This window comes from Amycolatopsis sp. NPDC003731 (assembly GCF_053586895.1).
Map to the genome: position 1 here is coordinate 1 of NZ_JBSFNC010000014.1, position 13,318 is coordinate 13,318.

The window sequence follows — 13,318 nt, forward strand, 5'->3', positions numbered from 1 at the left end:
CCAAGCCGCCGCGGGTGGACGTCAGCCTCAAGATCGTCCGGGTGCTGCGGGCCGCCGGGCGCCACAGCGAGGCTTCTCACGCACTCAGGGAGTGCGAGTCCGGGCTGTGGCGCAGTTTGGTAGCGCACTTGACTGGGGGTCAAGGGGTCGCAGGTTCAAATCCTGTCAGCCCGACGGACACACTTGCAGGGCCCGTGAGCGGCACCACCGCCGCTCACGGGCCCTTTGTGTTGCCACCCGCCCGGTTACCGGATCCGGTCCCGAGTTGACATTCATCCGTTTTGCCTGTTTGCATGAATTACCCTTTTCGACGGCCATCAGGCGTGGTAGACCCACCCGCCGTACCGGGTCGGTGACGGATCGCACTGGTGGAAAATCACTATTCCTTCTTTGGGGTTACCCGCTCCCGCTTTGAAGAATTTCGCATTTCCGGAGATGTCCGCCCACTCGCCGGCGGGCAGAGTATCGCTGCGGGGAGTGGCGCCGGAATCGGTGCCGGAAACAAACAATGAGCTCCGAGGAGCGGGTGATGTTGAACCGAAGACGACTGCTGGGGTGGGCGACGGCCGGGGGCGTGGTGGGCGGGGCGGCGCTGCTGCCTTCCGTGCTGACCCGGGAACCTTCGCCCGGCGGGGCGGACCACACCGGGCACGCCCCGGCCGACGGTGCCGCGGCCGGCGGGGGCCGTCCGGCGGCGGGGCTGGGGGTTTCGTTCTCGCAACGCTTGCCGATACCGCAGGAGCTGACGCCGGTGCGCCGCCGCGACGGCGTCGACGTCTACAAGATCCCGATCAAGACGGCGCAGCACGCGTTCCAGCCCGGCAAGCCGACGACGGTGCGCTCGTTCGGCGGCCTGTTCGTCGGGCCCACCATCCGCGCCAAGACCGGCACGCCGGTGGAGGTGACCTTCACCAACCAGCTGGACGTGCCGTCCAATGTCCACCTGCACGGCGGGCACAACGCCCATGCCGACGACGGCTACCCGATGGACGTGCTCAACCCCGGGCAGAGCCGGACCTACCACTACCCGAACCGCCAGCAGGGCGCGACGCTCTGGTACCACGACCACGCCCACCACCTCGAGGCCGAGAACGTCTACCGGGGACTGCACGGCCTCTACATCATCGACGACGACGCGGAACGCGGCCTGAACCTGCCTTCGGGGCAGTACGACGTGCCGCTCATGATCCGCGACATCCAGCTCGACGCCAACGGCGCCATGGTCTACCCGAACTTCCCACCGGACCGCACCACCACCCTCGTCAACGGCGTCGAGACCCCCTACTTCCAGGTCGCGGCCCGCAAGTACCGGTTCCGGCTGCTCAACAGCGCCAACGATCGGCAGTTCCGGCTCACCCTGGGCGGCCTCCAGATGACGCAGATCGGCTCCGACGGCGGGCTGCTGCCGGCGCCGGTGCAGCGGTCGGAGATCCTGCTCGGGTCCGCGGAACGCGCGGACATCGTGGTCGACTTCTCGCGCGTGCCCCTGGGTTCGCACCTGGTGCTCCAGGACATCTACGGCCCGGTGATGCGGTTCGACGTGACGCGCCTCGCGGTCGACACCAGCCGCGTGCCCGCCGTCCTGCGGCCACTGCCCGCGCTGGGCCCGGCGACCGTCCAGCGGGAGATCACCCTGCGGTTCGACGAAACCGGCACCGTCGGTCTCGTCAACGACCAGCCCTACGACCCCAACCGGGTGGACCTGAAGGTCAAGCGCGGCACGACCGAGATCTGGACCGTCCGCAACACCGACACCGTCCGGGGTATACCCCACTCGTTCCACCTTCACCTCGAGCAGTTCCGCGTGCTCGACCGCAACGGCGGGCCGCCGGCACCGGACGACGCGGGCCGCAAGGACACGGTGAACCTCGATCCGGGCGAGTGGATCCGGGTGCAGACCACCTTCACCGACTACGTCGGCCGGTACGTCTACCACTGCCACTTCCTGGAACACTCGAGCATCGGCATGATGGCGGAAATGGAGATCGTCCCCTGACGGGTGGTACCGCGGGGCGGGCGGCGGGTCCGCCTGCCCAGCGGTACAGGTTTGCCCTCCCCTGCAGGTGGGGTAGTCATCCTTTTTGGCCGGTCATGGCCAGGCGCGGACGACGGAGGTGGAGCCGGTGGCCGAGGTGCGCTTCGAAACGGCGGTCCGGGCCGGGTGCACGGTGGTGACCGCCGCCGGGACGCTCACCCCGGCGAGCGCGTCCGGGCTGCGCGACGGCGTGCTCAAGGTCGCCACGGACGCCCCCGGCTGCGTGATCGCCGACATCCGCGGCCTCACCGTCGAGCACGACCGCCTGTTCAGCCTGTTCTCGGTGATCGCCTCGCGGATCGGTGACTGGCCGGGCGTGTCGTTCGCGGTGGTGACCGACCGGGCCGACCACCTGGCCGGCCTGCACGCCCGCTCGATCGACGAGTTCGTCGCCGTGCACCCGGACGTGGCCGGCGCGGAGCGGGCGGGCGACCGGGCTCCCCGCCAACGGGCCGTGCGGGAGTTCCCGCCGTCGACGTTCGCCTCGACCATGGCGCGGCGGTTCGTCGGCGAAGTCTGCGCACGCTGGGCGGTGCCGGAGTTCGCCGGCGACGCCCAGATCGTCGCGACCGAACTGGTCGAGAACACCGTCGTGCACACGGCATCACCGGCCCGGCTGCGGCTGGAGCTGCGCCGCGAGCTGTTCCGGGTGGCCGTCGCCGACGACGACCCACGGCCGGCGGTGCTGCACGAACGTTCGACGTTGACCGAACCCGGCCTGGGGCTGCGGGTGGTCGCGCAGACGGCGAGACGCTGGGGCTGCAGCCGCTCCTGGCTGGGTGGCAAGGTCGTCTGGGCGGTCCTGGACCGGCGGCCCCGGGCCCGGAAACCGGTTCCGTGGAGGGAGGAATCGTGAGCGGTGACATCGAGGTCGTGCCGGTGACCTCCGAGCAGGCCTTCGTGCTGCGGCTGACCGGGACGCTGAACTCGGGCACGACGGAGGTCGCGTCCGGCAAACTGGCCGACGCGACCGTGGTGCTGCCCCCGCCGTCGCTGATCGTGCTGGATCTGCGGGACCTGGAACTGCTCTCGGCCGCCGGCGCGCGGGTCCTCGTGTCCTTCGCCCTCGAACGGGCCCACCACGGAGTCCGGACCGCGGCGCTGCTCGACCCGGCCGGTGTGAACGCCCGCATCCTGCGCACCGCGGCGCCCGCGGACACGCTGCCCCTGCACACGAGTGTGGACGAGGCGATCACCGCGGCGCTTCCCGAGCACCCCGAGGTCGAGCGGCTCGGCGACCAGCTCGCCGCGCTGACCCGCGTCCTGCTGGACGCCCGAAGCGTCGGCCAGGCGCTGTCCCAGGTGGTGGCCGCCACCACCGTGGTCGTCCCGCATGCGCGGCTGGTCAGCATCACCCTGCGTGACCCGGGTGGGCGGTTCTTCACCCCGATCGAGGCGCCCGAAGTCGCCATCGACCTCGATGACGTGCAGTACCGCACCGGGGAGGGCCCGTGCCTGGACGCGGCCACCCCGGACGGCCCCGCTTTCGCGCTCGAACAGGACCTGGCCCGCACGACGTCGTGGCCGCAGTTCGCGGCCGTGGCCACCGCGCACGGCCTGGGCGCGGTCCTCTCGACCGCGCTCCTGCCGCCGTCCGGCCCGGCCGCCGTGAGCGGCGCGCTCAACATCTACGCCCACCGCGGAGGCATCACCGACGCCGACCGCCACCGCGCCCTGTTGCTGGCCACGCACGCTTCCCTGGCCCTGCAGCACGCCCGCAGCGTCGAGGTCGCCGAACTGGAACAGGCCAGCCTGCGGCGGGCCATCGCCTCCGGGACGTCATCGGGCAGGCGAAAGGCATCCTGATGGCCCGGCAGGGCCTCGACGCCGACGCGGCGTTCGACCTGCTGCGGCGCACCTCGCAGCAGCTCAACGTCAAGCTGGCCGACATCGCGGCCGGCCTGGTCGGCAACCATTCCGCGCTGGCGGCCGAAGACCGGCGCCCTTGACGATCGGCCGGCGCGGGAAACTCCGATCGGCTCGCGCGCCGGTCGCGGCCATGGTGCTCACCGGGAGAACGGAGCCGAGAGGTCGGCGGCCGGAAGATCACGCCGCCGCCGCATTCGTCGGTGATTCCCGGCGAGCACGACCGGTGTCACGTCCGCGCTCCTTCCGCCGGGACCCGGGCATCCAGCAGGTACCGCGCCAGCTCGGCGACGGTCGGCCGGTCGAAGACGACCGTGGCCGGCAAGTCCAGGCCCGACAGCTCCGTGAGGCGGGTGCGCAGCTCGATCACGGTGAGCGAATCGAACCCGAGTTCCGGGAACGGGCGGTCGTCGGCGATCACGGCGGCGTCCGGGTGGCCGAGGACCGCCGCGACCTCCGCGCGCACCAGGTCGCGCAGCTCCGGCTCGGCCGGGTTCGGCGGCCAGCTCGGCCGCGCCGGAGCCAGGCGGGCGGGCGCACCGCCGGTCGGTGGGGCCAGTGCCGCCGACGGGTCGAAGCGGACCGGGACCAGCACGGGTTCGGGCGAGCCGAGGGCCGCGTCGAACAGGGCCAGGCCCTGCTCGGCCGTCAACCCTTCGACGCCGGACGCCCGGATGCGCCGCCGGGCCGTGGCCGAGATGCGGTCGCCGAGGCCGGTGCCCAGCTCCCACAGCCCCCACGCCAGGGACAACGCCGGCCGCCCGGCCGCGTGGCGGCGGCAGGCCAGGGCGTCCAGGACCCGGTTCGCCGCCGCGTAGTTGGCCTGGCCCGCCTTGCCGAACACGCCGGCGACCGAGGAGAACAGGACGAACGCCGTCAGCGGCAGGTCGCGGGTCACCTCGTCGAGGACCAGGGCCGCGTCCGCCTTGGGGCGCAGCACGACGTCGAGGCGTTCCGGCGTCTGGGCCGCCAGCACCCCGTCGTCGACGACGGCCGCGCTGTGCACCACCGCCGTCAACGGCGGGTCGCAGCCGGCGACCAGGCCGGCCACGGTGGCCCGGTCCGCGACGTCGGCCGCGACGATCCGGACCTCCGCGCCGAGGTCCCGCAGGGACGCGAGCAGTTCCGGCGCGCCGGGCGCCGCCGGCCCGCGACGGCTCACCAGCAGGAGGTGCCGGACGTCGTGCGCGGCCACCAGGTGCCGGGCCAGCAGGGCACCGAGCGCGCCCGTCCCGCCGGTGATCAGCACCGTCCCGGCCGGGTCGATCGGCCGTGCCGGGGCCGGGGCGGCGCGGGTGATGCGCAGGGCGTGGGGCACGCCGTCGCGGAGGGCGATCTGCGGTTCCGCGCTGCCGCCGGCGAGGTCGGCCACCCGCGTCACCGGAAAGCCCGGCTCGAGGTCGACGAGGCCGATCCGGCCCGGGTGTTCCGCCGCGGCCGCGCAGCCCAGTCCCCAGGCCGCCGCGGCGGCCGGGTCGGGGTCGGGGCCGGTCGCGTTGCGGGTGACCAGCAGCAACCGGCCGCCGCTGCCCTGCCAGTCGTGGAGCACCGACAGGGCGTGTTCGGCCGCCGCGCGCACGTCACCCGGTGTCCCGGCGATTTCGACAGTCCGGACCGGTTCCGTCGCCGCCGCCGGCGGGATCGGAATCCACTGTGGACGGTAGAGCATCGTGTCGGGGGCCGCCATCGGCCGGGTCGTCAGCGATTCGATCCCGGCCGCCGGGTTCCCGGCTTCGTCGTACAGCGTGACGCGGACGGAGCCGGCGCCGAGGCGGACGCCGTGCACCCGGGCTCGCCGGACGCCCGGCGCGTAGACCTCGACACCGCTCCAGAGGAACGGCACCCGCTGCTCGGCCGCCGGTCCCTCGGCCAGCGCGGTCGCGTGCACGGCCGCGTCCAGCAGGACCGGGTGCAGCTCGAACCGGCCGCCGACGCCCGGCGGCACTTCGACGTCGGCGAAGAACTCCGCATCGCGCAGCCACAACCGTTGTACCGCTCGGAAAGCGGGCCCGTAGGCGTGCGCGCGGTAGGCCTCGGCGACGTCGGCTTCCACGGCCCCGGCCGGTGGCCACTCCCCGCTCCGGACGGGCGGGAGCGGGCCGCGGGGGCGCAGCTTTCCGCCGGCGTGCAGGGCCAGCTCGGCGAAGACCGTCCCGGGCACCAGCACGGATCCGCCGACGACGTGGTCGGCCAGCCACCGGTGGCGGCGGACGCCGAGCGAGCCGCCGTGCACGACCCGCGGCGAGTCGGGCGCCTCCAATGCCGGGCCGAGCACCGCGTGGTCACCGCTGTCCCGCTCCGGGGACGGCTGGTCCAGCCAGTACCGCGTGCGCTTGAACGGGTAGGTGGGCAACGGGGTGATCCGCGCGCCCGAGCCGGCGAACACCGCGGGCCAGTCCACGCGGACGCCCGCGGTGTGCACCGAGCCCGCCGCGGCCAGCACCCCGGTGCCCGACATCGTCGCCGGCGCCAGCGGCAGGACGTCCGCGGCCAGGCGGCCGAGCGCCGGCGCCGGGCCGATCTCGAGACCGACGGCCGGCCCGGGGGCCGCCGCCGTGGCGAGCGCGTCGGCGAACCGCACGGTCGAACGGGCGTGCCGGCGCCAGTGGCCCGGCTCGATCTCCTCGACCGGTTCCCCGGTCACGCACGAGACGAGCGGGAGGGCCGGACGGCGGTGCGGCAGCCCGGCCGCGACCTCGTGGAACTCCGCCAGCATCGGCTCCAGCAACGGCGAATGGAAGGCGTGGCTGACGCGCAGCAGCGTCCCGCCACCGAAGCGATCGGCCAGCGCCGTCGTCGCGGCTCTTTCCCCGGAGAGCACCACCGAACGCGGGCCGTTGACGGCGGCGATGGCGACAGTGTCGCCCACGAAGGGCGCCACGTCCGCTTCGGTGGCCTCGACGGCGATCATCACCCCGTCGCCGGGCAGCGCGGCCATCAGCCGGCCGCGCGCCGCCACGAGCGTCGCCGCGTCCGCCAGCGACAGCACGCCGGCGACGTGCGCGGCGGTGATCTCCCCGATCGAATGGCCGAGCAGGACATCCGGGCGCAGGCCCCACGATTCGAACAAGCGGTATTGCGCGACGCCGAAGGCGAACAGCGCGGCTTGGGCGTGGTCGGTGCGGTCCAACGCTTCCCCGGTGAAGGCGGCCTCGCGCACGCCGCCGCCCAGGGCGTCGCACGCCTCGGCGAAGGCGTCGGCGAACACCGGGAACCGCTCGGCCAGTTCCCGGCCCATCCCGGCCCGCTGCGCGCCCTGCCCGCCGAACACGACGGCCAGCCGGGTTCCCGCCCGGACGGTCCGGCCCGGCACGCGCCCGTCGGCGACGGCACGCAGGGCCTCCCGGTTCGCCGCGGGCACCAGCACGCGGTGGGCAAGGGCCGTCCGCCGGGCGAGGGTGTAGGCGATGTCGACGGTGTCGGGCGCGTCGGCCAGACCGGCCGCGACGAGCCGGAGCGCGTCGGGGTCCGCGGCGCTGAGCAGCCACGGCGCCGCGGGGAACGGCCGGCGGGCCGGAGAATCCGCCGGCGGTGCCTCCTCGACGATCACGTGCGCGTTGGTGCCGCCGATGCCGAAGGCCGACACCCCCGCCCGGCGCACCCGGTCCGAACGCGGCCACGGCCGCGCCTCCGTCAGCAGCGCCACCCCGCCGGCCGACCAGTCGACGTGCGGGCTCGGCTCGTCCGCGTGTAGCGACGGCGGCAATTCCTCGTGCTGCAACGCCGTCACCATCTTGATCATCCCGGCGATCCCGGCCGCGGCCTGGGTGTGGCCGATGTTCGACTTCACCGAGCCGAGCCAGAGCGGAGCCCGGAGTGGCTCCCGGCGCGAGGTACGCCCGTAGGCCGCGATCAGCGCGTCCGTCTCGATCGGGTCGCCCAGCGGCGTCCCCGTCCCGTGCCCTTCGACGGCGTCGACGTCCGCCGCGGTCAGCCCCGCGTCCGCGAGCGCCGCCGCGATCAGCGCCTGCTGGGCCCGGCCGCTGGGCGCGGTCAGGCCGTTCGACGCGCCGTCGGCGTTCACCGCGGTGCCGCGCAGCACGGCCAGCACGGGATGCCCGTGCCGGCGGGCGTCGGACAGCCGTTCCAGCAGGACCACCCCGGCGCCCTCCGACCACGCCGTGCCGTCCGCTCCGGCCGCGTAGGACCGGCAGCGGCCGTCCGGGGAGAGGCCGCGCTGCCGGCTGAAGGCCAGGAACGTCCGCGGGGTGGCCATCACCGTGGCCCCGCCGGCGAGGGCGAGCGAACACTCCCCCTCGCGCAGCGCTTTCACGGCCAGGTGCAGCGCGACCAGCGACGACGAGCAGGCGGTGTCGACGGTGAGCGTCGGCCCGGTGAGCCCGAAGGTGTAGGAGATCCGGCCCGAGGCCACCGCGTGCGAGGAGCCGATGCCCAGCCACGCCTCGAGTTCGTGGGCGGTGGTGAACCGGCTCGCGTAGTCCTCGTTCATCACGCCGACGAACACGCCGGTGTCGCTGCCGCGCAGCGCCGGGACGTCGAGGCCGGCCCGCTCGAACGCCTCCCACGACGTCTCCAGGAGCACCCGGTGCTGCGGATCGGTGGACAGGGCCTCCCGCGGGGAGATCCCGAACATCCCGGCATCGAAGTCCGCGAACCCGTCGAGGAAGCCGCCGCGGCGGGTCACCGAATGGCCGATCCGGTCGGGGTCCGGGTCGTAGAGTTCGGCCACGTCCCAGCCGCGGTCGGCGGGGAACTCCCCCGTCGCGTCCACCCGGTCCGCCACCAGCCGCCACAGGTCCTCCGGCGAGCGCACCCCACCGGGGAACCGGCAGGCCATGGCCACGACGGCGATCGGCTCCGCGGACGGCGCCGGGGCCGTCCGCGCGGGCTCCTCCGGGCGGGCCGAGCCGAGCCGGGTCAGCTCGGCGATCACCGCGCCCGGCGTGGGGAAGTCGTAGATCAGCGAGTGCGGGACGGGCACGCCGGTCAGCGCGGTGATCCGGTGCCGGAACTGCACCCCCGCGAGGGAGGACAGCCCGAGGTCGGTGAACGGCCGGTCCCGCCAGCCGTCGCCGCCGTCATGGCCGCAGAGGGCCGTCAGCTCGGCCCGCACCACCGCGGCGAGATCCGGCTGCTTCAGCGCGTTCCGCTTCGGTTTGCCCGACGCGGTCCGCGGGATCGCATCGATTTCGAGGTAGGCCACGGGAACCTTGTGCAGCGACAGCCGGCTCAGGCAGAGGCTCCGCAGTTCCTCGGCGTCGAAGCCGCCGGGCCCGGCTACCACGAACGCCACCGGCACCTGCCCGACGACGTCGTCGGGGCGGCCGGTCACCAGGACCTCCCGCACCGACGGGGATTCCTCCAGCACCGCCTCGATCTCGGTCGGGTGGACGTTCTGGCCGCCGCAGACGATCACGTCGTCGACCCGGCCGGCCAGCACCAGCCGGCCGTCTTCGAACCGGCCGGCGTCGCCCGTGCGGTACCAGCCGTCCCGCAGCGGGGATCCGGTTCGCCCGTGGTAGCCCAGCAGCAGTCCCGGGCCGCGGACGAGCACCTCCCCCGCGTCGATCCGGACGTCCATGCCGGGTACCGGCACCAGTCCCGGGACCCCCGGTCGCTCCACCGCGACCTTGCCGCCCGTTTCGGTGCTCCCGTAGCCGTCGACGAGGGGCAGGCCGAACAGGTCCCGGACCGCGGCGCGGGTCGCCGGCGTGCACGGCGCTCCGCCGGTCAGGCACAGCCTCGGCGGGACGACCGGGCCGCCGGCCTCCTGGTGGAGCCGGTGGTAGGTGGCCGGCACCCCCGCGAGCACGCAGCCCGGGTGCTCGGCGAGCAACTCCGGTGAGCAGCCGTCGGCGAGACGGGTGTGGGCGCCGAGCGCGATCGTGGCAGTGAAGGCGAGCGCCAGGGCGTAGGCGTGGTGGAGCGGCAACGGCCACACCACGGTGTCCGCGGCTTCGATCCCGAAGACGGGGACGTAGCAGGCGGCGGTCGACCACAGCATCGCCCGCTGCGAAAGGAGAACGCCTTTCGGGCGGCCCGTGGTGCCGGAGGTGTAAAGCAGCCAAGCCGGCTCGTCCAGCCCGAGGTCGTCGCGCGGCGGGCCCGCGTTCGCCGGTGGCGGGTCCTCGACGAAGAGCACCCGCAGCCCCAGCCGTTCCGCCCGCGAGGCGTGCCGTGCCTCGGTGATCAGGAGCGTCGCCCCCGAGTCGTCGGCCAGGCGGGCGAGTTCGGTCTCGGTCGACCGCGCGCTCACCGGCACCCCGATCGCCGCCGCCCGCAGCACCGCCAGCAGGGCGACGACGAACTCGACCCGGCTGCCGACCTGGATCAGCACGCGATCGCCCCGGGAGACGCCGAGCCCCGCGGCGAGCCCGGCACTGGCGCGGGCCAGCTCGCCGTGGGTCAGCGTCCGCCGCCCGTCGGAGTAGGCGGGGCGGTCCGCGGGGTGCGCGGACAACGACGTCAGCAGCGGCTGGATGAACTCGGTCCGGATTTCCTCCACCGCTCCGGGTATACCGCAATCACCGCGGCTGCGTCGGCGGAACGGTGCCGGTCCGTTCGTCGCCGTAGCTCAGCCACGTCCCGATCGGCGCGCGCTGCCCGACGCCCGGACGGCGGTAGTCGCAGACGCCGTCGGGGAACGCCGTCCGCAGCCGCTGCCGCTCCGCCGCGGTGAAGGTGACCGGGTAGTCGCGGAAGTCGAGGGGCTTCAGCCGGCACTTCAGCACGTCCAGGGCCAGGCTCTCCCCCGCGACCATCCGGGTGTTGGCCGCGACCGGGTACTGCGCGCCGCACTGGCCGCTCGCCGGGTAGGTCAGCTTCTCGGTGATCCGCGACGCGGGTGAGAGGTAGCAGCCGTCGCCGAGGTCGGCCGGGCGGTTCGCCAGCACCTTCTGCTGGCGGCTGCGGTGTGAGCCGTCGGCGTCGATCGCGGTGAGCCAGCGGTCCATGGCGTCGAGTTCGTAGGCGCTGGCGGCGGCCGCTTCGGCCGGGGTGGGGTGGTTTTCGATGATGACCTGGTTGCCGGCGGTGCCGTTGGCGCGCAGAAGCCGTTGCCGCAGCACGTAAGACCACTCGGTGGTGTGGATGTCGTTGCCGAACCCGGCGAAGTCGAGGTCGGTTCGCTGGTCGATGATCGGCGTCTCCCGCAGGCCTTGCGACGCGGAGTTCAGGATGTCCTCGGCGTACACCGTGGCCAGGGCCTTCGGGTCGGCCGCGATCCGTTGCGGCACCGGTGTTCCGGTGTGGTCGAGGCCGCCGATGGCCGCGTTGAGGTCCACGAACTGGGCCGCGGTGATCGTGCCGGCCTTCAGCGCGTTCAGGCCGTACTGCACGCCGACGGTGTCCAGCGGGCTGCGCACGAACCCGGTCCGCGGATCCCGCCCGAGCTGGTTGACCAGCTGTTCATTGGAGTTGCACTTCACCCCATGCGGGTTGCTGACCGGATCCCACCGCACCGAAACCGGGATGGCCGCGTTGCAGCTGCCGGTCGCCGTGGCGCGGCTGGCGAACGTCTTGTCCCAGGAGACGCAGGTGTCGTAGCTGCCGAAGCCCGCGACGGCCTGCTTCTGCGCCGCGGTGAACGACGCGCCCGGCCCGGCGAAGTACCGCTCCAGCAGGCGGCAGTCCGACACCGGGCCGCCGGTGCTCAGCGGGTCCGGGAACGAGACGCCGGGGATGATCCCGTCGACGATCCCGGGGTAGTTCTCCGCGATGTCGTACTGCTGGATCGCCCCGCCCGAGCCGCCCCAGCCGATGGTGTGGGCGATCGGGCCGTAGGTCTCGGCGAAGTGCTCCTTGACCATCATCGCGGCCTCGGCCGAGATGATGGGGCTGCAGTTGTTGTCGAGCACGTTCAGGGTCGAGGACGCGACCGCGTAGCCCCGGGCCAGGAACAGGTCGTTGACCACCCCGCCGGTCGAGGTGCCCTGGTGGTAGCCCGCGTTGCAGCCGCCGCCGAAGGTGTAGACCAGCTTCCCGTTCCAGCCGGCCTCCGGCGCGACGGGCGACGGCGTGCCGTCGTACAGCGCCGCGATCTCGTAGACGGCGCGGTCGATCGTGCCCCGCTCGACGCGGACGACGTACGGCACCACGTGCCCGCCGACCGTGGCCGTCGCGAGGTCCGCGGGCCGGGCTGCCGGGTCCGCGAGCGGCGCGAACGTCCCGGCGGTGGTCCGGTACTGATAACTGACCTGGGTCGGCGCGCTGCAGAGCGGCTGCTGCGCCGCGGGGAGGCCGAACGCCTGCGTCTCGCAGTAGAACGGGAGCTGCTGCGCGCCGGAGAAGACGGGCCCGGTGATCGGGTGGTTGGTGACGCGCAGGTTCGCCCGCCGGTCCCGCGTCCGGGCGCCGAAGTCGTTGCCGCCGTCGCGCAGGCCGGTGACCAGGCCGAGCAGGCTGCCGTCCGGCTGGGCGCGGAAGCTCGAGGTGACGTCGTGACCGTTGAGGCTGACGGTGACCCGCCTGTCGGCGGGAGCGACTTTGACCAGCACCTGTCCCCCGCTGACGAGGGCGGGCCGCGGATTCGACACGGTCTCGATCGTCAGCTGCCGCCCCGGCGGAGCGGCCACGGCGGTGGCGGCCCCCAGCAGGAGGACGGGCACGGTCAGGGCCGCGACCACGGCGGACGAACGCACAGCACGGTGTGCCACCAGACCCTCCGGTCGTTCGTGGCATCGCGTCGTCGCGACACCGGGCTACTGCCCGGTATAGCACCTGCGGCCCGGCCGGAACAACGGCCGGCCGGCGGTGCCCTCCGCGGAAAGCACCGCACCTTTTCCGCTAGCCCACCTGCTTCTGCATCTCCTCCTTCTCGAACCGGGACGGCCGGGCCCTGGCGATCCGGGCGATCACCGCGCCCCACTCGTCGCCGAGCGCGCCGCTCAGCCCGCCGAGGACCCCTCGGCAGGCGGCCTTCCAGTCGCCCGGTCCGACCTGGCCGAGTCCGAGCGCGGCCGCCACCTCGGCCTGCAGGTCCGCGTCGATCAGCCGGTAGCCGTAGTAGAAGTACAGCGGGATCAGCGACGGGTCCTCGGCGTTCAGGCTGACGACCGTCTTGCCGTTGTCGCCGGCGTAGGTCTCGGCCTTCGCCATCAGCGCGCTGACCGGGCTCTCGCCGCCCGGCCACTTCGCGTTTTCGGCTTTGGGCTTGGCGATGATGTGGTGGAGCACCAGCTTCCCCCAGAGCCCGACCTTCATCACCGCGAGCACCTCGTCGTCGTGCGAGGCGACGAAGTAGTGCTCCTTGGCCGACGTCGCCCCGCCCAGGCCGTCGGCCATCGATTTGATCTCCTTGACCACGTAGTCGCGATCGGTGTACTTCAGCTGCCGCTTCGGCTGCGCTTTGAGCACCTCCGGGGCGAGGTCGATCCAGCCCAGCAGCACCTTGACGACCGCCGCCCGGTCCCCGGCCTGTACTTCGGTGATCTGCATGCGTGCACGTTCCCTCCACGC

General features: G+C 73.5%; 7 protein-coding genes and 1 tRNA gene. 5 read left to right on the plus strand and 3 right to left on the minus strand.

Annotated elements, in window-relative coordinates:
- Positions 1-100: 100 nt before the first annotated feature.
- The 5 genes from ACWDN5_RS08450 (at position 101) to ACWDN5_RS08470 (ending at position 3,984) form a co-directional block, all read left to right on the plus strand.
- Positions 101-174, plus strand: a tRNA-Pro gene (locus ACWDN5_RS08450).
- 355 nt (positions 175-529) lie between these two features.
- Positions 530-1,996: a multicopper oxidase family protein gene (locus ACWDN5_RS08455; protein WP_310973084.1), complete on the plus strand. Its 1,467-nt coding sequence runs from the start codon at positions 530-532 to the stop codon at positions 1,994-1,996.
- A 127-nt stretch (positions 1,997-2,123) separates the two neighbouring features.
- A complete protein-coding gene (locus tag ACWDN5_RS08460) occupies positions 2,124-2,891 on the plus strand; it encodes an ATP-binding protein (protein ID WP_449675517.1) in 768 nt (255 codons plus the stop codon).
- Positions 2,888-3,841, plus strand: coding sequence for a hypothetical protein (locus ACWDN5_RS08465; protein ID WP_449675519.1), 954 nt, complete (start codon positions 2,888-2,890; stop codon positions 3,839-3,841). The genes ACWDN5_RS08460 and ACWDN5_RS08465 overlap by 4 nt, the downstream gene beginning before the upstream one ends.
- A complete protein-coding gene (locus ACWDN5_RS08470) occupies positions 3,841-3,984 on the plus strand; it encodes an ANTAR domain-containing protein (RefSeq protein ID WP_449675520.1) in 144 nt (47 codons plus the stop codon). Before ACWDN5_RS08465 ends, ACWDN5_RS08470 begins: the two co-directional genes overlap by 1 nt.
- 146 nt (positions 3,985-4,130) lie before the next feature.
- Here the strand turns inward: ACWDN5_RS08470 and ACWDN5_RS08475 are convergent, their stop codons facing one another.
- The 3 genes from ACWDN5_RS08475 to ACWDN5_RS08485 all read right to left on the minus strand — a co-directional run bounded on the left by ACWDN5_RS08475 (position 4,131) and on the right by ACWDN5_RS08485 (position 13,297).
- Complete coding sequence (locus tag ACWDN5_RS08475; RefSeq protein WP_449675522.1) at positions 4,131-10,367, minus strand: beta-ketoacyl synthase N-terminal-like domain-containing protein; 6,237 nt, start codon at positions 10,365-10,367, stop codon at positions 4,131-4,133.
- A 19-nt stretch (positions 10,368-10,386) separates the two neighbouring features.
- On the minus strand, positions 10,387-12,516 hold the full coding sequence (locus tag ACWDN5_RS08480) for a DUF6351 family protein (protein WP_449675524.1): 2,130 nt from the start codon (positions 12,514-12,516) through the stop codon (positions 10,387-10,389).
- 130 nt (positions 12,517-12,646) lie between these two features.
- The gene (locus tag ACWDN5_RS08485; RefSeq protein ID WP_310973089.1) at positions 12,647-13,297 is read right to left on the minus strand and encodes a hypothetical protein; all 651 of its coding nucleotides are present in this window, start codon (positions 13,295-13,297) and stop codon (positions 12,647-12,649) included.
- Positions 13,298-13,318 lie beyond the last annotated feature (21 nt).

Coding starts and splice junctions, on each gene's coding strand:
- ACWDN5_RS08455 (WP_310973084.1), top strand. CDS start 530: ATGTTGAACCGAAGACGACTGCTGGGGTGGGCGACGGCCGGGGGCGTG.
- ACWDN5_RS08470 (WP_449675520.1), top strand. CDS start 3,841: ATGGCCCGGCAGGGCCTCGACGCCGACGCGGCGTTCGACCTGCTGCGG.
- ACWDN5_RS08485 (WP_310973089.1), bottom strand. CDS start 13,297: ATGCAGATCACCGAAGTACAGGCCGGGGACCGGGCGGCGGTCGTCAAG.